The organism is Paraflavitalea pollutisoli (genome assembly GCF_029360705.1).
In the GTDB taxonomy this organism is placed as follows: Bacteria; Bacteroidota; Bacteroidia; order Chitinophagales; family Chitinophagaceae; genus Paraflavitalea; species Paraflavitalea pollutisoli.
In genome coordinates, this window is record NZ_JARKMX010000014.1 from 706,569 (window position 1) to 725,521 (window position 18,953).

An 18,953-nucleotide genomic window follows, 5' to 3' on the forward strand; every position below is an offset into this window, starting at 1 on the left:
ATTTTGTAAACTGGTTCAATCAAATGTGAGGCCACGGTAAAAACGATCATTCTGCCCGATTACCTAAATCGCCCAATAAAAATTGGGGAAAGGAATACCAAAACAAAAGGTTCCGGGAGCACCCGGAACCTTTTGCACAATTGCACGGGGAAATTCCACTGCCATGTTGCAGGTAGCTACTCCTTATTCGTAGGTGATCCAGACACGGGTATTGGGCCAAATATTCGTCAGAAAGCGGAATGGCCCCTGGTTCTGCCCAAATTGAACGCGAACCGGCAGTCCGGCATCATTGTATTCAGCGGCTACAAACTGGTTATTGACGCTATAGTCTTTGGACACCAGTTGCCACACCGGATGAATACTAACCAGGCTGGTTTCCGTATCAAATACATTGGGCAGGTAACTCCTGACCAGATTACCATTGGCATTGTAAGGATACAGGTCCACCATGGGCGTACTGGATGGGAGCATCGTTGTCGTGGTACTGGTAACTCTGTGCAAGGAATCGTAAACATTGTTGACTAATAGCTTGTACGTTGGCGAGACCGGACCACCTGGCGTAATCATGCCATACCAGTACAATGAATCATGCGTTGGCCGACCCGCGCTATCGTATTGGTAGCGGCTCCATTCATAGAAAATAGAGCCGGAATAAACTGTATAATAATCTGTGAGCCGGTGTAAAGAATCGTACCGGAAATACATATTATACCGCCCATAATAGGGAGAGGCGCTAAAGATAATAGAATCCGGGTTGCCGTAGGCGTTGTAACTAAAAGTAGCGATCGTCGAGTCATAAATGGACCATCCTGCGATGCTTTTGATACGATACCCTGAGGAACTGGAAAAGGTACTAAGCGTTTCCGTAGTGGATTGCTCCCCTTTGGTCTCTACAAGATCTACGGCTTTTTTACAGCTGATGCACAACAGGAGTGTGCAGATGCCCAATATAAAGGACATACGATTTCCTTTCATCATGTCTGAAGAAGATTTAATGGTTGAATGAAAACAATAAAAGACCAGTCAGGCTACTACCGGTAAGCAGCCTGGATGGTTTTCAGGAAATGGAATTGTAAAAACTGGTTGTTAACAACAACAACTGGCGAGGGAGCGTGCGTGCATTCCAAAAATAGGAAAAACATATATAGCACACCGTTTGTATTGGGCTATTTTTTTGACAACAACAAATTCTACGTATAAATACTGCCGTTATCAGGTATAGATACACGTTTACATCAAACATGAAGAGGCGTAAAATATAAAATCAGTGTCTTAAAATCAAGTACACAACCACAATTCCCCACCAAAGACCCGAATAGAAAGAGGGTGTATCTTCAAACTTTTGATACACCCTCTTTATATTGACTGCAAAATTCCCTTATTCGTAGGTCACCTTTATGCGTGCACCAGGGATATTGTGTTGTAAAAAATGAAAATATACAAACTCGTCTTGCATGTGAAATTGTGTAGGCAATCCCGCCTCATTATATTCGTCCACTAAAAACAGGTTATTGCGACTGAAATTCTTATTGACCAACTGCCAGACATCGTGCGTTCGAAAAATACTGATCTTTGAATCATACTGATACACAAAATCGCCCGGCACCAGGTTGCCTCGTATATCGTATTCATAAGTACGTTCGAAGCGGCCGCCAGTGTTCGGAATGAGTACATGGGTATTCGTTCGGGCAACACGTCCATACCTGTCGTAGGTATAATCCGACACCAGCAGTGTCTGGTTTTGCAAAGGACCATCAGGACCAACGACACCCATTTGATAGAGCGTGTCCTGGATCACACGTCCACTGCTGTCGTACACATATCGCCACCAATGTTCAAAATGGCTACTATCGTACATGACAAAATAATCCCTTAATTGGCGGTTTTGTTGATAGCGGAAGAAACCATTCAACCTGCCTGTGGTAGTATGGCTAAAAATAATACTGGTGGGGTCACCCGCTTCGTTATAGTTAAAATAGGCGATCGTGCTGTCTGTAGGATGCCATGCAGACATGGTCTTGATGCGGTATTTTTGTGGGACCGACTTGCTGACCACCCGATCATCCCGGCCTTGCTCTGTCATTTCAAGCAATTTGTTACAGCTTGCCAATAACAACAGGGCGCCAACGCCCAACCCAAAGGATATACGCTTTCCTTTCTTCATATTTGAAAAGATTTAAAAGTTAATGAAACAACGAAATGATATACGGGCAGCGACCGGCCGGCAACCCGGGTGTTTTTAGGAAACAGGAATCAAATGATTGTTTGTCGACAAATTCTCTGGAGGGGAATACAAATTTACCGGTAAAACCAATAGGCATGGCCGATGTAAGGCGGCTTATAGCATGGAATGGGGAATTAGATTGCCCAATGGCAGGTTGCAATAGCTGTGCGGGCGGAGATGCTGCCTGCACATTGGCAGGGAATGATTTTATGTGTTTACCTGGTCTCCCTGCTGCTGGTATCGGATAAAAAGAAGCAGCCAGTGCTAGAAACCATGAGCGCAACAGTCCATTAGTCACTGTCTTACCACTACAACGAGTTTTATCAGGGAATGGCTTTCAGAGCCGCTTTGATCTCCGGTACCACCTGCCGGTCGGTAAGCGCCCGGTCGAAGAAACGGCGGTACCCGGTCTTCTTATTGACGAAGAGGGTAGCCGGTATGCCGCCATCCCAGCGTTCGTTGACCTTGGGGCAGAAGTAGTCGGCATTCGTTTCGTCGAGCCAATACAATGTTGCTTTAATGTTCTTCTTTTTGATGAATGCTTCCAGCGTTTGGGGAAAGTCGCGGGGAAAATCAAGACTAACGAGTACAAGCTCTACCTGTTGATCGGCAAACTGCGCTACTCCCTCCTGCAGAAACGGCAACTCCTCTACGCAAGGGGCGCACCAGGTCGCCCAGAAATTGATCACCAGTGGATGATCGCTGCTGTCGATATGCCGCTCCAGATCGGTGATCTTGATCTTTTTGACCTGGGCATAGCCAGACGCTGTGCCTGCGCATAAGATCAATATCATCCATAAACATTTCATAGTCATTGTTAGCGTTGATGAAAATTGCCAATATATGTTTGCACGCCCCGGTTGACGGTATGCCGTGGCCGATTTGCCTCGTTGTATTGCCTTTCGTCCTCGATGCCTGTTTGCCTTGGTGCCTCGTTGCCTTTTTTCCTCGCTGCCTTCCCATCAATCCAACTCCTTATCCTCTCCCAGAAAACCCCACTCATCAAGCAAGGTACCGAGTTGCGGCTCCTGCAATTTACGCTGATCGTAATGTCCCGCGTTTTTCTTCTGCCGGTATGCCTCATACAAGGTAACGGCACAGGCAACCGAAATATTGAGCGATTGTATGATCCCCTGCTGGGGGATGATGAAGTTGCCATCGGCCATGGCTCTTATCTCGTCGCTCACCCCCGAATGTTCGTTACCAAAGACCAGGGCCATCGACCCGGTGAAGTCGACGCTGTACAGATCCACCGCATCACTGCTCAGGTGGGTCGTCAAAATTCGATCGTACCTGCTGCGCAAGACAGTCCAGCACTCCCGGACATCCGTATACTGATGGACCGTAAGCCATTTAGCCGCGCTGCTGCTGCTTTTGGCGCCCCATTTCTTATGCGGACCGATACGGGTAGTCAGTACGTAAAGCTCCTGGATACCCACCGCATCGCAGGTTCTCATCACGGCAGAAATATTATGTGGGTCAAACACATTCTCCAGTACAATCGTCAGGTCATTTTGCCGTTTATTAAGAACCGATAAGAGCTTTTCCCGTCTTTCTGGCGTCATATTTGTAAAAGATTGAATGCTAAAGTACAATAAACTATTTTTGCAAGCTGCAAACCACAGCAAACCCTGATAGCCCATGTTAAAAAAAATACTCAAGATCACCGGAATCTCCTTGCTGGTACTCGTCGTGATTCTCTTTACCGCCCCTTTTATCTTCAAAGGGAAGATTGTAAAGATCGCCAAGGAACAAATCAACAAAAATATCAATGCGAAAGCCGACTTCAAGGATGTGAGCATTTCCTTCTTCCGTCGCTTTCCCCGGGTGTCACTCGCTCTGGAAGGACTACAGGTGACCGGCCTCGGTGAATTTGCCAAAGACACCCTGATCAGTGCCAAAGAGATCGATGTAGCCGTGAACCTGTTCAGTGTATTCAGCGCCAAAGACATGAAAGTGTATGCCATCAATGTCGACGAGCCCCGCATTCATGCCCTAGTCAACAAAGATGGTAAGGCCAACTGGGACATCGTAAAGCCCGACACCGCCACAGTCGCTACACCCGAAGAACCGGCCAGTCCGTTCAAACTGAACCTGCAAAAATATGCGATCAAGAACGGCTATCTCTACTACGAGGATGCCAGTGCAGGCATGAGCAGCGAGATCGTCAACCTCAACCACGAGGGCAGCGGCGATTTCACCGCTGACAACTTTATCCTGCAAACCGGCACGACAGCCGATGCGGTGACCTTCAACTACGGTGGTATCCCCTACCTGGCCAGGACCAAAACCGCCATCGACGCCGACCTGCAGATCGATATGGTCAACAGCAAGTACAGCTTCAAGACCGATGAGATCGCCGTCAATGACCTCAAGCTGAGCAGCGAAGGATTTTTCCAGCTGGTCAATGACAGTACCTACAACATGGACATCGCTTTCAAAGCGCCTTCGACAGAATTCAAAAGCATCCTGTCGCTGGTCCCTGCCGTATACCAACAGGATTTTGCCAAGATCGAAACCAAGGGTAAAGCGATTTTCGATGGTTTTGTAAAAGGTACTTACAGCCCCACGCAGATCCCGGCTTACAATATCAACCTCGGCATCCAGGACGGCTTTTTTAAGTATCCTGACCTGCCCCAGCCGGTTAAGAATATCAACCTCGAACTCAAGGTCAACAACCCGGATGGTGTAACCGATAATACGGTGGTGAACATTCCCAAGGCACATATCGAATTTGGCAACGATCCTTTCGATTTCCACCTCGAATTGAAGAAGCCCATGACCGACCAATACATCGATGCCGGTGCCAAAGGTAAACTCAACCTCGCCAGCATCACCCAGTTTGTAAAACTGCCCGACACCAAGCTGTCGGGTACCGTGAGTGCCGATGTAACAGCCAAGGGCAATATGGCTGTAGTGACCCAGCAAAAGCCCGGCGAGTTCAGCGCCAAAGGTTTTGTCGACATCACCAACCTCTTCTACGCTTCGAAAGATTTTCCGCAGCCGATTCAAAATACGAATGCGCGCATCAATATCGACAATCCGGATGGAGTGCCCGATCATACAACCGTGCACATTCCCGCTGCCCACGTAGAGGTGGGCAAGGATGCGGCAGATATTACCCTGTTATTGAAAACACCCGCCTCCGATCCCTACTTCGAAGGAACAGTAAAGGGCGGTTTGAATTTGGCCAATATTGCGCAGTTCTATGCCTTCGAGGCGGGTACCAGCCTGGCAGGTCTGCTCAATGCCGACTTAGCCTTCAAAGGCAAGAAATCCTATATCGATAAGAGTCAGTATGAAGCTTTCCAAACCTCCGGCACGATCAAGGCTGCTAATGTGGTCTACAAATCGAAGGACTATCCGGATGGTGTAACCGTTAGCAATACCGGTCTCACTTTCAACCCGAAGAATGTGACGCTGAACACCCTCGTTGGTAATTTCATGGGTACTAATTTCAATGCCAATGGCAGCTTCGATAACCTGATCGGTTATGCCATGAAAGATGAACCACTGGCAGGCACCCTCAATGTATCGGCCGATAAGGTAGACCTCAATAAACTGATGGGTGCTACCACCGATGCAACAGACACCGCCACGGTTGCCACCGAATCAGCTCCCTTCGCAGTTCCAAAAAATATTCAACTGACCCTGAATACCAAGGTCGACCAGGTTAAATACGACAAAGTAGAATACAAGAACATCAGCGGTACACTGGCCCTCAAAGATGAGACCGTAGCCCTGAAAGATCTCAAGATGAATGCCCTCGACGGCAACATCGGCCTGAATGGCTCCTATTCTACCAGGCTTAGCAAGACTAAACCTGATATCACTTTGGCTTACGATGTTCAAAACCTGGATGTACAAAAAACCTTCACCGCCTTTAACACAGTACAAAAACTGATGCCCATTGGCCAGTTTATCGCTGGTAAACTGACTTCCAAAATGACGATGAAAGGTAAACTGGGTGAAGACATGATGCCCGACCTCAGCTCGCTGACCGGTGAGGGTACCCTGTTTTTGCTGGAAGGGTTTCTGGCTAAATTCCAGCCGCTGGAGAAGCTGGCTTCTACCCTTAACATCAATGAGCTGCAATCCATCTCGGTAAAAGACATCAAAAACTACTTCGAATTTGCCAATGGCAAAGTGCTGATAAAACCTTTCAATGTAAAAGTGAAGGACATCGATATGGAAGTAGGCGGTATGCACGGTCTCGATCAATCGCTGGACTACGTGCTCAACCTGAAAGTGCCTCGTGCCAAGCTGGGTGAAAAGGCCAATAGCCTGGTCAACAACCTGGCATCACAGGCTAACAGCAAAGGCATTCCGGTGAAGCTGAGCGATATCATCAACTTCAAAGTGAATGTTGGTGGCAGCATCACAAGCCCCACGATCAAAACCGATCTGAAAGATGCCGGCTCCAGCCTGGCCCAGGATATGAAAGACCAGGCCAACGAGTTTGTAGAAGCGAAAAAAGCAGCAGCCGACAGTGCCATCGCTGCCGCGAAACAAGCGACGAAGGATTCCATTGCTTCTGCCAAAAACCAGGTGGTAAAAGGATTGAAGGATGAGCTGGGGAAAGCAATCTCAGGACAAAAAGATACCACTGGAACCAATACTACCAAGGATACGAAAAAGGCGCTGGAAGAAACTGGAAAAGGGTTGCTCAACAACCTGCTGAAAAAGAAAAAACCAACGGATAGTGTGAAGCAGTAATGCCAGGTAATTAGTCTTTTTGTTTCAAATTCGATCGCCGTTATTCCCTCAACATATTGATCCCCGGCCAGGTGGCCGGGGATTCGTTTTTTATTATCGCCAGACGTCTTCCCGGCGCAACGTACTGGAAACTGCCTTTCTCTTACCCAGCTAGCCTGCAACCCGCTTGATCGTATTACTCCAATTGCCTGCAGGTCGCACTGGCTACCAATGAAAAATGCTACTTGTAGGCCTATCCAGTGCGACCTTGAAACCCTATTCCGGCAGTAAACAGGCTATGTGAGTCAGTTTTGGTCCGAATGGTTGATCAACCGCCTACGCCTCGGTTACCGCCTATAAACCATGCCGCCCGGCAACGGCAACCCGATCATAACCCACAGAAAAACACCCCTCGACTCACCTGTCATCCGGCTGCAAAAAAATCCACGTCCACATTGAATTAGGGGCCTATTACCTTATATTTGTCAACCTTAAAAACAAATTCGAATCAGAATCAACTACTTATGGACAAATTGCTCTATCTCGTCCCTGTGATGGGAGTTATTGGCCTGCTATACACCCTGGTGAAATTCAACTGGGTATCCAAGCAGGACGCCGGCACTGATCGTATGAAGGAGATCAGCACGTACATTGCTGAGGGTGCCATGGCTTTTTTGAAAGCAGAATGGAAGGTCCTCGGCTACTTCGTGGTACTGGTCGGAATTTTGCTGGGCGTTATGGCACAAGCCAACCCACACTCACATTGGTCTATCGCGATTGCCTTTGCTATTGGAGCCGTATTCAGCGCTACCGCCGGTTACATCGGTATGCGTGTTGCCACCAAAGCCAATGTTCGTACAGCACAAGCCGCCAGAACCAGCTTAAGTAAAGCCCTCAACGTTTCCTTCACCGGCGGTGCTGTGATGGGATTGGGCGTATCCGGCCTGGCCGTTCTTGGTCTGGGTGGCTTATTCATCCTCCTCAAATCATTCTTTGGCGCCACAGAAGTCTCTTCGGAAGAAATGCTGAAGACCATCGAGGTACTGACAGGTTTCTCCTTGGGTGCTGAATCGATTGCCCTCTTCGCCCGCGTAGGCGGCGGTATCTATACGAAAGCTGCCGACGTAGGCGCTGACCTGGTAGGTAAAGTGGAAGCCGGCATTCCCGAAGATGATCCCCGCAACCCTGCCACCATCGCCGACAACGTAGGTGACAACGTGGGTGACGTAGCCGGTATGGGCGCCGATCTGTTCGGTTCTTATGTAGCTACCGTACTCGCTACAATGGTCCTAGGACAGGAAACAGCTTCTGTCGATGAATTTGGCGGATTTGCTCCTATCTTACTGCCCATGCTGATTGCTGGTGTAGGCATCATTTTTTCGATCATTGCCACCCTCTTCGTGCGCATCAGTGAAAATGCAACTATCAGCACCAGTGTTGTACAAAAAGCCCTCAACATGGGTAACTGGGGATCTATCGTCCTCACTGCAGCAGCTTCCGCCGCCCTGGTTTATTATATTCTTCCCGAAGAAATGGTACTGCGTGGTGAAACATTCACCAAGTGGGGCGTACTCGGCGCTATTGGCGTAGGCCTGGCCGTGGGAACCCTCATGAGCATCATTACTGAATATTATACTGCGATGGGTAAAGGTCCGGTCATGAGCATTATCCGTCAGTCGTCAACCGGCCACGCTACCAACGTCATTGGTGGTTTGGCAGTGGGTATGGAATCAACCTTCCTGCCGATCATCGTCCTGGCTGCCGGTATCTATGGATCTCATGCCTGCGCTGGTCTGTACGGTGTAGCAATCGCAGCTGCCGGTATGATGGCAACCACTGCGATGCAGCTGGCCATCGACGCCTTCGGTCCTATTGCCGATAATGCCGGTGGTATCGCCGAAATGAGCGAACTGCCCAAGGAAGTGCGTGAAAAGACCGATGTGCTCGATGCCGTCGGTAACACCACGGCAGCAACGGGTAAAGGTTTCGCCATCGCCTCTGCGGCCCTCACGGCGCTGGCCCTTTTTGCGGCATTCGTGGGTGTGGCAGGCATCCAAGGCATCGACATCTACCGTGCTAATGTATTGGCCTGTCTGTTTGTCGGTGGCATGATCCCCTTTATCTTCTCTTCGCTGGCTATCCGCGCTGTGGGACAGGCGGCCATGGCCATGGTGGAAGAAGTGCGTCGTCAGTTCCGCACCATTCCCGGTATTATGGAAGGAACCGGCAAACCGGAATACGACAAATGCGTGGCGATCTCAACGAGTGCGTCCATCAAGAAAATGATGCTGCCTGGTGCCATCGCTATTATTTCTCCCCTCATTATTGGTTTTGCCTTCGGCCCTGAGGCACTAGGTGGCTTCCTGGCTGGCGCTACCGTGAGTGGTGTACTGATGGGCATGTTCCAGAATAACGCCGGTGGTGCGTGGGACAATGCCAAGAAGTCTTTCGAAAAAGGTGTTGAGATCAACGGCCAGACTTACTACAAAAAATCAGAGCCGCACAAGGCATCGGTTACCGGCGATACAGTAGGTGATCCATTTAAGGATACTTCCGGTCCGTCGATGAACATCCTCATCAAACTGATGTCGATCGTGTCATTGGTAATTGCTCCCACGCTGAAGCAGATCTTTTTTCCTGAACCGGAAGTGTTCAATCCTGCCGGCTCAAAAACCGAACAGGTGGTGGTAAAGAGCAGTACAACGACAACGAATGCAACGGTGGCAAAATTCTAACGTTTTTTTTACAGGCAACACCTGTTTATTCAGCTGCAACCACTATATTTGCAGCTCATAACTAAAGGCACTATATCATACCAAATACCAAAGTCCCCATGTTTCCACATGGGGTCTTTACATTTCAGGACCCTCCCATTGTTTTTCTGCACCGGATCGGTCATCCTACCGACCAATTCCGACAGTCACCCACCGCATCCGGTCCGCATCCAGCTTAAAAGTTTCCCCGCTTTAAGAATGTCTTGATCGCCGCATCGCCTTACAGCACCCTACGTCCGGTTTCATGCCTGATTTTGCCCTTCTCTGCCTCACCGCCCAACCCGGGTTTATCCCCATTCACCTAATTAACCTGTGATTAAAATGACCTGTTTCTTACCTTCCCCTTAACAATTCATTACGAAATATGTCGTATTTTTAGAGCAAATGTTGTTCTGCTATGTCAACCGTTAAAACTATCAAACCTACAGAGAGCGAACTGGAAATCCTCCAGGTGATTTGGGCGAAGGGTACTGCCAGTGTACGCGAAGTGCATGAGGAGCTGTTGAAAGTGAAAGAAGCGGGTTACACCACCACGCTGAAACTCATGCAGATCATGTTCGAAAAAGGACTGGTAAAGCGCGATGATTCTGTGAAGACGCACATTTATCAAGCCGCTGTAAGCCGGGAAAAGACGCAAAAACATTTGGTCGGCAAAATGATCGACTCCCTATTTGGTGGATCTCCTACCGAATTGGTCATTCAGGCGCTGGGCAATCATAAAGCAACGGCCGATGAATTGGAAGCGATTCAGCAACTGATAGACAACCTTAAAAAACAGTAGTAGATGAACCTGGTCAACCAATCCGCTTTTCTTAAGGCATTGGGATGGTCATTATTAGACAGCTTGTGGCAATTAGGCATTTTATGGCTGCTCTATGTTGTACTGACTGCCAATGGAAAAAAATTCACCGCACGCCAACGTCATACGCTGGCCCTGTTATCACTGGCCGGAGGTTCCGCGTGGTTCCTCATCACGCTGGTGATCAACTTTTATAATGCGGCCGCTACGCCTACGATTATTACCCTCCTGGTACAAGCGGGGGAATTGATCCATCTGCCAGCTACCAAAGGCAATTTCAGTACACTTATGGAGCAAATGTTGCCCTTCCTCAGCGTTGCTTACCTGCTGGTGGCCATGCTGCTCTTCGTTCGCTTCTACCGTCAATATCATTTTACAAGACGGCTGTTTACCCAGGGACTGCAAAAAATCAATCCCGAATGGCGTGTGTTTGTACAGGAAACGGTACTGCACATGAGCATACCCCGCAAAGTAAGCATCTGGTTGTCCTCCAGGGTAGATACGCCACTCACCATTGGTTTCTGGAAACCCATTATTTTACTGCCTGTCGCAGCCGTCAACAACCTCAGTATAGAACAAACGGAAGCCATCATCCTGCATGAGCTCCATCACATCAAACGCAACGACTACCTGGTCAATCTGCTCATCGCCAGCACCGATATCATTTTCTTCTTTAATCCATTTGCCCGCCTGCTGGCAGGTAATATGCGTCGGGAGAGAGAGCATAGCTGCGACGATATGGTATTGCAGTTCAGGTACGACGCTACCCAATATGCACGCGCCCTGCTGACACTTGAGCAAAACCGCTCTTCGCTGACGCCTGCACTGGCCGTAGCAGCAACCGGTAAAAGCAACAACCTGCTGCTGAACCGGGTAAAACGTATGCTGACGAACGAACCTGCCGCCAATGCTGTCAGCCAGAAACTGGCCGCCTGGCTGGTATCAGCTTTCCTGATTGGTTTTATTGGCTGGTACAATCCCGGTAAAGCCATCGTTACCCAAATCGAAGAAATTGCCATAAAGACGCCGCAAACCACCTCTGTTGAGTTTGCCTCCAACATCAGTACGCCTCCTGCTGCCCCGGCTGTAGCAGATCAATCCCTAGAGCCCGCTGCGCCTCTAACGGATGACCAACGCCCCTGCACCGGGGAGGAAGAGTCTACAGAGGACGACACCGATGGTGAAGCGCTCCTCTCCGACCGTGACCTGGCTGCCCTCCAATTGGAAATGAGCCTGTTTGCCGCACAACAGCAACAAGCAGCGCAACAAATGGTGAAGCTGGTGGCTTCTACAGAAATGCGTGATTACTCGTTACAAGTTACTCAGGAGGCTATTGCGGCGGTAGGCCCTGTCCTCAACCACCCCTATATTCCCGGCAACAGTTTCCTGGTTCAGATCATAGAAGATACGCTGCGCCCCAAGCAGTATGTCATGAGCCAGTCTGAAAAAGAGGCTAAAGAAGCGATGGACAAAGCCATGAAAGCGCTGGAACAAGTCGATTGGCAGAAGATAGAAAAGGAACTCAAAAACGCCACCGGCCAGATAGATGGACAGCAACTCCAACAGGAGATCATCAAAGCGATCAAAAGAGTAGATTGGAAAAAGATCAGCCAGGATACCGAAAAGGCGCTGCAACTGTCGAGCCGTCAACTGGCTGAAGAGCAAGCCATGCTGAAAGCCAAACTCGAGCAATATGGCCGTCAGCGCCAGGAAAAACAAGAGAAACTCAGGCAACTGCAGCAACAGGTTGTGTTGGACCGTCTCCAGCAAAATGAGAAATCCAATAATTGTGAGCAATCCGGCACCACTGACGCAGAACAAAAAATCACCCGGAAAAAGAAGATTATTGTGATCTGATTAGCCTGTTCTATAAGGATAGCTATCAACCTATATTCAATGCCCCTTTGGGGCATTTTTTATTTGCGCAAGTATTCGGGGAAGTCAGACCTGACAGCAACGACCCGTGCCACGGCCTGTTTGGGCCAATTCTATCGCCTTACTTACAGGATTGACCTGATAGCTGACCAGTTCACTTGCCAAACGCTAAGGACCTGCTTACGGCCATAGAGGATCACAGGTTCAAACTGAGACATCATAAAATGCATAGGCCAGGACTCAGTGTCCTGGCCTATGCCTATCCCTAAACAGGAAATTTATTTCACATCCAGTATATCGACATCGAATGCCAGGACTGCATTACCAGGGATCGGACTGGACCCTTTACAGCCATACCCCAAATTGGGAGGAATAACCAACTTAATTTTACCCCCTTTTGCCACTTTGGTAAGACCTATCTGCCATCCCACTACTACCTGGCTTACAAGAAATGCCACATTACTTCCTTTGTCGAAAACCGTTCCATCTGTAAGTTTACCAGTATAATTGACCGTAACACGGGAATTGATCGTGGGCTTATTACCAGTTCCTTCAGCCAGCACCTGATAATACATACCACTTGGATCTTTAGTGCCCGTAATGCCATTAGCAGTCATATAGGCCTGCATAGCAGCATCATTTTCCGCATCAGTAGTCGGTGTACAGGAATTGCTGTTGTTGCTGTTTTTGTCACATCCCCACAGGGTCATGGCCAACGCCACACTCAGAAAAATAGAAAAAAAACGCATGGTTCAGAAGTTTGGTCGCAAATATAGGGTGCAGCGCCGGATTAACAGATAATATTAACAGCCATATCACAGTCTGCGAGAGGAATAAATCAGACATTATGGTCCGAGACGCTTTACCAGTTTTCGCTGCTGCATGACAAAGTAAAGGTTCCCAGAAAACATACAGTTTAATTTAATATATAATTCTACGAATGGCCACATAATGATAGCCTTCACAACACATACGTATAAACAACCTTCCGTCGTCCGTTCGATTTTATATCCCGACCTCTTCAATAGCGCACCAGTCACCTCAAAACATCGATCGGTCAATATAGACCTTTTTCATGGCTAGTACTTCTGAAATGATCTTCCCCCACCATCAGTAGCAGCACCTCAAATACCGGCGCAGCTCTACCAGGTCATAAAACACCTACCAATCAATGTCTTCTTGCATCTGCCCTCCCCCTCAATTTACACCGTCAAATTGCAGGCTATTCCACAGACTATTTACGAATCATTTAATAAGCGCGCTGGAAGCCCTAAAATGATCAAGGAGGAGTCCTTTTCACGCGGTACCCATCGACCCTCCCCACGTGCTTGACAGGTCATTGGATCGAGTTCCTTTGCACTAAAAATGGATGGACCAACCTCGGACACAGTCCCTGGAAAATGGAGAGGAATTGCCGGTTTAGACACCTCCCTATCTACCCTTCTCATTGGCCACATATTCCACCCTCCCACTGCCAGTTTGGCCGTCCACTAAATACGTTTTGCATTACCTGGTGTGCTTGGTTACAACTGCAGTTTTCCGCAGATCACCTCTCCAGATATCCTCATCGTCGCCAACCTGATACGCTTGCGACGAGTTGCATGACTAACGGAAAATTCAGACAGATCGATCCCCAATGGTTCAGCCAATTTTCTCTTCACCACTCTCACGTGCTAGTGAGGGGCCGCATTCTCAAGTAAACCAGGCCGCCGTTATTTTGATCGGGGGCACACTACCACGCTGCCCCTTTTCTATCATCCATCCTCGAAGTTGTTCACGGCTATCAATAACCTTGCATCGCCACGTCGGCAGCACCTTTATATTGAAGCCAATACACCGAGCGCGACTTACACGTCAGTGCGTTGGTCAACTATTATCGCGCACGTCAACTAGACGAACCGCCACAAAGCAGCCGTTCCACCCAACGGCTCTTACCAAAGCGCTATCCTCGTCAAACGTATTCATCAGCAGCAGCAGCACGTCGCCTTAAAAGTGCGCCACCTTCCCATTAAACATAAAATAGATACTTGTTTTTATACATCTGTTTTTGAGCAACAGCCGACGATAGCCGGAGCACGTACACTTTACGAGGCTTCGAAAACTCACGCTCCGTTGCGGACAATTTATTACAGCATTCAGCTAGCTGGTCACCGGAGAGGTGGTAGGCCGAAATAGTGCCCCGTTTCACCGAGCCTGTTCCCCTTTCACCTTTACACACAAACCGGGCTTTCGGAAGTAAATTTTAGCAACGGTCAAACAAGACTTCATTCAGGTGAATGAAAAAGGAAACCCAAAATGGGTCTTATTTGACCACGACAGACAAGGCACGGAGTAGAACAATAAGCGCAGCCAGCGCAGGGCATTTTTTACTGGTCATACACCCACGACAAATGTTGACTGAAAACTTCAAAAAAACAAAGCCAGCTTTTTCTGTCCTCTTCGAACTGGGTCTGTTTCGCCGGAAAGGTTTCCGCGTCCCTGGAGATACGAGGATCTTGACACAAAAATGGAAGGAGGGAAAATGACTCTCCAAAAGGGGGCATCCAGAAAGTTGATGCCAGCGGGAGTCGGTGGTTTGTAATGGAAAAAAAGGACGGCTTAGGATGATTTTCAATAAAGCAACTCGTACCCGCCACCATAAGTTCGCGGGGAACAATTATCGTGTAAAATGGCCCGTCGTCTAATTCAATGCGAAATACAGGCAGATCCTCTGCGAGCATTTGGGGCATTTTCCTTATTGCCCAGAAAATGCATCGCCAGTCAATTATTGCAATTGAAAGAAATATGAATCTCTCTTAAGGGATCTGAGGTGCGTCAATCCAAATTCCACAATTGGGAATCACCTGCATACTAATTACGGCCTTGGCAAACTTCTCCAACACCTGGTTTGCGAGCCAGCAGAAGTTATCTGCATCTCACTCCACTAATTCACTGCCGGCGTTCAGTATCTTTTATCAAATCGTACCAGCTGAATGATCATTCCGTAGGTGGCCATCTGTTACTATAGTTATGCAACCTGTCAGAAAATAACATTCCCAAACTTTTTGCTACTCCGCGAAAAATGTTGCTTCAACCTCGTAATCATCTACACTCTCTGAAGAGGGAAGCCCAAACAAAAATTAAACAATATTCATATTCAATAAATTACAATAAGTCACGAAAGGAAGTTCCGTTTCAAATTCACATATAGCGAATTTAATATTCTTTCTATTTACCATTTAATTGGCCTTCAAAAGAGCCCGGGCATTTTTGCCCTCACAGCACAACAGGTCCAAAATTGAGCAATGTGGGAGGAATCCTGTACGGTCTTCAAATACCTGTCGATACAGAACCGGCGATCGAAATCTCTGGTGTATATTTTTGGGCAAAACTTCATTCCGCAGATCAAGCCATTCTGTCACTTCTATTTTTTCAACAGGCTGCGTCGTCAGGCTGATCGAAGTTGACCAACCCAATTGCCTGATCGTCCATTCCCAACATGCCATGTTCCAGTCGACGAGAAAATTTACCTGCCTCGAATAGAGACTTTCCAGTTCATCCCGGTAGAATTCGAACCAGGGCGACCGGTTGTAACAAGACACGATCGTTTTCCAATGTTGGGACTGCCAGGAATACCGGTTAGCTATTCGGACGTCCTTCGTCATCTTTCGTTGTCCCCGGCCTTCCTCGAGGGGAATACTTAAGCTTACAGGTCCTCCGGCACCTGCCAGCACCAATCTGTTCCTAAAACTCATTTTTTGCCAGTTCTCATATACGTCAAACTCTATATGCGAAAAGTTATTTGCTATTTTATAAACATCAACTGGCGCTAAATATTCTATATCAATCAATAATGTACTCATTGTAATACTTTATTTAGAAAGGCTTAGAGTGTTCCACGAAAACAGTGCAATTGGCTGCTTACTGGGTGGAAACACCGCTACAAAAATTACCAATGACTAAAGTTAAAATACTTAAAACTACTTAAATAGCTATTAAATTATAAGCTAACTATATTAGATGTTGATTAAGAGACGATTTCAGTTTTTAGAAACCTCGCTGCACTAATATTCTTAGCATAGATTCCGTTAAAAGTACTTCCTCATTTTTGGCGGAAAAAATTATTCCCCTACTTTGTGTCCACAAAAAATAGACATGAATAAAAGGCTTCTAATGGGCTTATTCCCTATCCTGGTTTTGTCGTGTGCAAAGCCAACTGGCTTCCAGTACCTGGGGGTTAGAAATGTTAAAGTGATCAAATTCGGACTTAAGGAATCAACGGTTTCTTCGGAGGTCGGCTATTACAATCCCAATAAATTTCCGGTTACCATGAAACAGGCGGAGGTGGATGTTTATGTGAACAACATTCTTTTTGGGCATAGTATTTTGGATTCAACGATTCGAATTCCCAAAAGAGACAGCTTCTATATTCCCGTCCTATTAACTGTCAATATGTCTACAACAGCCATGAGTTTGATTCAAACACTGGGTGGCGGGCAAGACAGTGTGAAGGTCAAACTTGACGGAAAAGCCAGAGTGGGTCGAGGTGGAATTTTTATCAATTTTCCCATTAAATACAAGGGAATGCAGAAACTGAAGTTCTAAATGCGGCCAGATGCTGTAAAATAGTTTTCATTAAAACAGGTCATATAAGACTTTTAATATTGTCTTATATGACCTGTTTCATTTTAACTCATCCGTATACACATTTTTTATAAATAGTCTATTTTTTGCCAAAACACCAATTTCAAGCATTCTGAAGTACTGATTATTGCAGCATCAAAACCCTAACCGGTCGTTGGAAAAACTAACTGAAGGAGCAAACAAAAGGTCATAAATGACCTATTCCAATTTTTTGACTTATACTGTTTTTTACCGAAAACCGCCTAAACAGGGGTACTGCAAGAATCCTGGCAGCGGTCATTTTTGACACATTCGATAAGGTGTGAAAAACTGAAATTGGCGATTGTCAACTATAAAATGTCAGGCAACCATAGGTCTTATTTGCCCCGACACGATTTGCAGCGAGTTACCAAATTACATCCCACTGCAGTTTTTCGAAGTGCGAAACAGGGTTGCCTTGAGAGTCATTTTAGACTTGGCGCGTAACTGTAACTGAGTAGGAAGATCTTAAAATTTCCAAATTTGAAACTCCCCAAAATGTTAGATTAATGTTGAGAACATCGGTCTTTTTAGACAGCTGCTTAACGAAGTCGTCCCAATTTTTTTCCTCCCCATTTGCTGGAGATTCCCTAACCTCCACTCGCTCGATAGGTCTTATTTGTCCTTTCGTAGTTACGCTTAGGCCGTTCCCGACGCGCCCCAGGTTAGCAATTTTAGCCATATCGACTTTAAAATTCCGACTATGATAGGTCGTTTTTAACCGCCGTAAAAAGCGCTTTCAACAACTGAACTTATTAAATACAGACAAACCAATACGTCCTGTTTGACCTGCTTAGGCCGTTCAGAATTTCGCCCACTTGACCTGAAGCCAGGAATTCTTGGTCGCATTTTCTTAACCTGGTCGGTCATTTCCCATCAAACAGTCATCAAAAGGCGCGTCAACGAAGGTCTATTTTGACCTCATCGAAAGTTATCAGCAGCAGAAAGGTGGGATATTCAAGCTGTTTTGAAAGGGAAAAAAAGGGCAAACTTGACAGTTCATCTTACCATATATATAAGGCATAAATTAGTGGACGGCCACCTGCAAGTTTCGGGTAGGTGAAATGGAAGCAATCGGAGATTCCAGAACGAGTCATTTTTACCCTACTCCACTGGACTTATGCCTTCTCTCCAAAGTGGGTCATTTATAACTTATTTTCATCGTACACGGCAGTGACGGCAAGTGGGTCAAACTAGACATACAAATCTGAAGTACGGCCTACAGCAGTCCTAAAATCCTATCCGCACATTAGACATATTTGACCTATTTATCTACACTGCAGAGGACGGTATTTAAAGCAGTTTGAGATAATTTGAAGGCTGCCAAGGTATTTGTGGTGGGATAGATCAGGTCACAAAAGACTTTAAATGCGTCATCATCAAAGGTCTTTTAAGACCTTCCTGCAGGCCAAAAGTCAACAGCCCGGCGCCCTCAAAAGTGTCGGAGATTCGCTAAAGAAGGGGTCATATGGTCTCAGAAGTCCCTCTTCCAAAACGTCATAATAGACCTACATAAATGATTATCCAAGTATGCCGGAAGGGTTAAATCAACCCTCCTTTATTGATTTACTGTGGTCAAAAAAGACATTTCATTTTGCCCTGCACGGGAGCTGGCAGCTGCCGGTCTCACGCACGGCAAGGTCAAAATTGATCTTCACATTAGGGGCAACTGGAATCGTTTTACTCACTAGTAAATAGCTTAGCTGGTCAACTAATTAGCATTTCAGGCAATTACTAGGCTCACCAGAAAGGAAAAACAAGCCCTGCAAAAAGGTCATATTTACCCTGTTTATTGCATCAGAAATTGGCTGGTAAATGGTCCCCCACCCCCAAAGGAAGGTCTGCCGTAAAGCACAAAGCCACCATCAGACATAGTCATAAAAGACCATTTTCGGATAATAATTATTTGTCTAAACAGACAGTAGCTGCCTCCTATTTTTTAGCA

The 18,953-nt window shown here is 47.0% G+C and carries 11 protein-coding genes; 5 read left to right on the plus strand and 6 right to left on the minus strand.

Annotation, left to right across the window (positions count from 1 at the left end):
- Nucleotides 1–183: 183 nt before the first annotated feature.
- The 4 genes from P2W70_RS33210 to P2W70_RS33225 form a co-directional block, all read right to left on the minus strand.
- Nucleotides 184–978: a hypothetical protein gene (locus P2W70_RS33210; RefSeq protein WP_276485925.1), complete on the minus strand. Its 795-nt coding sequence runs from the start codon at nucleotides 976–978 to the stop codon at nucleotides 184–186.
- Between the two features lie 400 nt (nucleotides 979–1,378).
- A complete protein-coding gene (locus tag P2W70_RS33215; RefSeq protein WP_276485926.1) occupies nucleotides 1,379–2,164 on the minus strand; it encodes a hypothetical protein in 786 nt (261 codons plus the stop codon).
- 383 nt (nucleotides 2,165–2,547) lie between these two features.
- Nucleotides 2,548–3,033 carry a TlpA disulfide reductase family protein gene (locus P2W70_RS33220; RefSeq protein ID WP_276485927.1) on the minus strand — a complete coding sequence of 162 codons (486 nt, stop codon included), beginning with the start codon at nucleotides 3,031–3,033 and terminating at the stop codon, nucleotides 2,548–2,550.
- Between the two features lie 153 nt (nucleotides 3,034–3,186).
- Nucleotides 3,187–3,789, minus strand: coding sequence for a TrmH family RNA methyltransferase (locus P2W70_RS33225; RefSeq protein WP_276485928.1), 603 nt, complete (start codon nucleotides 3,787–3,789; stop codon nucleotides 3,187–3,189).
- A gap of 76 nt (nucleotides 3,790–3,865) precedes the next feature.
- Here P2W70_RS33225 and P2W70_RS33230 point away from each other — a divergent pair, with 76 nt between their 5' ends.
- The 4 genes from P2W70_RS33230 to P2W70_RS33245 all read left to right on the plus strand — a co-directional run bounded on the left by P2W70_RS33230 (nucleotide 3,866) and on the right by P2W70_RS33245 (nucleotide 12,349).
- Nucleotides 3,866–6,940 carry an AsmA-like C-terminal region-containing protein gene (locus P2W70_RS33230; RefSeq protein WP_276485929.1) on the plus strand — a complete coding sequence of 1,025 codons (3,075 nt, stop codon included), beginning with the start codon at nucleotides 3,866–3,868 and terminating at the stop codon, nucleotides 6,938–6,940.
- Nucleotides 6,941–7,443: 503 nt separating this feature from the next.
- Nucleotides 7,444–9,654, plus strand: coding sequence for a sodium-translocating pyrophosphatase (locus P2W70_RS33235; protein ID WP_276485930.1), 2,211 nt, complete (start codon nucleotides 7,444–7,446; stop codon nucleotides 9,652–9,654).
- Between the two features lie 436 nt (nucleotides 9,655–10,090).
- Nucleotides 10,091–10,474 (plus strand): BlaI/MecI/CopY family transcriptional regulator, encoded by a 384-nt coding sequence (locus P2W70_RS33240; RefSeq protein ID WP_276485931.1) that lies wholly within the window; start codon nucleotides 10,091–10,093, stop codon nucleotides 10,472–10,474.
- 3 nt (nucleotides 10,475–10,477) lie between these two features.
- Complete coding sequence (locus P2W70_RS33245) at nucleotides 10,478–12,349, plus strand: M56 family metallopeptidase (protein WP_276485932.1); 1,872 nt, start codon at nucleotides 10,478–10,480, stop codon at nucleotides 12,347–12,349.
- 296 nt (nucleotides 12,350–12,645) lie between these two features.
- On the opposite strand, the gene P2W70_RS33250 is transcribed toward P2W70_RS33245, so the two are convergent.
- Together P2W70_RS33250 and P2W70_RS33255 are read right to left on the minus strand one after the other, a co-directional pair.
- Complete coding sequence (locus P2W70_RS33250; protein ID WP_276485933.1) at nucleotides 12,646–13,116, minus strand: FKBP-type peptidyl-prolyl cis-trans isomerase; 471 nt, start codon at nucleotides 13,114–13,116, stop codon at nucleotides 12,646–12,648.
- A gap of 2,469 nt (nucleotides 13,117–15,585) precedes the next feature.
- The gene (locus tag P2W70_RS33255) at nucleotides 15,586–16,101 is read right to left on the minus strand and encodes a WbqC family protein (protein WP_276485934.1); all 516 of its coding nucleotides are present in this window, start codon (nucleotides 16,099–16,101) and stop codon (nucleotides 15,586–15,588) included.
- 400 nt (nucleotides 16,102–16,501) lie between these two features.
- Here P2W70_RS33255 and P2W70_RS33260 point away from each other — a divergent pair, with 400 nt between their 5' ends.
- Nucleotides 16,502–16,951, plus strand: coding sequence for an LEA/WHy family protein (locus P2W70_RS33260; protein ID WP_276485935.1), 450 nt, complete (start codon nucleotides 16,502–16,504; stop codon nucleotides 16,949–16,951).
- Nucleotides 16,952–18,953: the final 2,002 nt, after the last annotated feature.

Excerpts from the sequence above, each read along its gene's own strand:
- P2W70_RS33210 (WP_276485925.1), bottom strand. The coding sequence starts at position 978 with ATGATGAAAGGAAATCGTATGTCCTTTATATTGGGCATCTGCACACTC.
- P2W70_RS33215 (WP_276485926.1), bottom strand. The coding sequence starts at position 2,164 with ATGAAGAAAGGAAAGCGTATATCCTTTGGGTTGGGCGTTGGCGCCCTG.
- P2W70_RS33220 (WP_276485927.1), bottom strand. The coding sequence starts at position 3,033 with ATGAAATGTTTATGGATGATATTGATCTTATGCGCAGGCACAGCGTCT.
- P2W70_RS33225 (WP_276485928.1), bottom strand. The coding sequence starts at position 3,789 with ATGACGCCAGAAAGACGGGAAAAGCTCTTATCGGTTCTTAATAAACGG.
- P2W70_RS33230 (WP_276485929.1), top strand. The coding sequence starts at position 3,866 with ATGTTAAAAAAAATACTCAAGATCACCGGAATCTCCTTGCTGGTACTC.
- P2W70_RS33235 (WP_276485930.1), top strand. The coding sequence starts at position 7,444 with ATGGACAAATTGCTCTATCTCGTCCCTGTGATGGGAGTTATTGGCCTG.
- P2W70_RS33240 (WP_276485931.1), top strand. The coding sequence starts at position 10,091 with ATGTCAACCGTTAAAACTATCAAACCTACAGAGAGCGAACTGGAAATC.
- P2W70_RS33245 (WP_276485932.1), top strand. The coding sequence starts at position 10,478 with ATGAACCTGGTCAACCAATCCGCTTTTCTTAAGGCATTGGGATGGTCA.
- P2W70_RS33250 (WP_276485933.1), bottom strand. The coding sequence starts at position 13,116 with ATGCGTTTTTTTTCTATTTTTCTGAGTGTGGCGTTGGCCATGACCCTG.
- P2W70_RS33255 (WP_276485934.1), bottom strand. The coding sequence starts at position 16,101 with ATGAGTTTTAGGAACAGATTGGTGCTGGCAGGTGCCGGAGGACCTGTA.
- P2W70_RS33260 (WP_276485935.1), top strand. The coding sequence starts at position 16,502 with ATGAATAAAAGGCTTCTAATGGGCTTATTCCCTATCCTGGTTTTGTCG.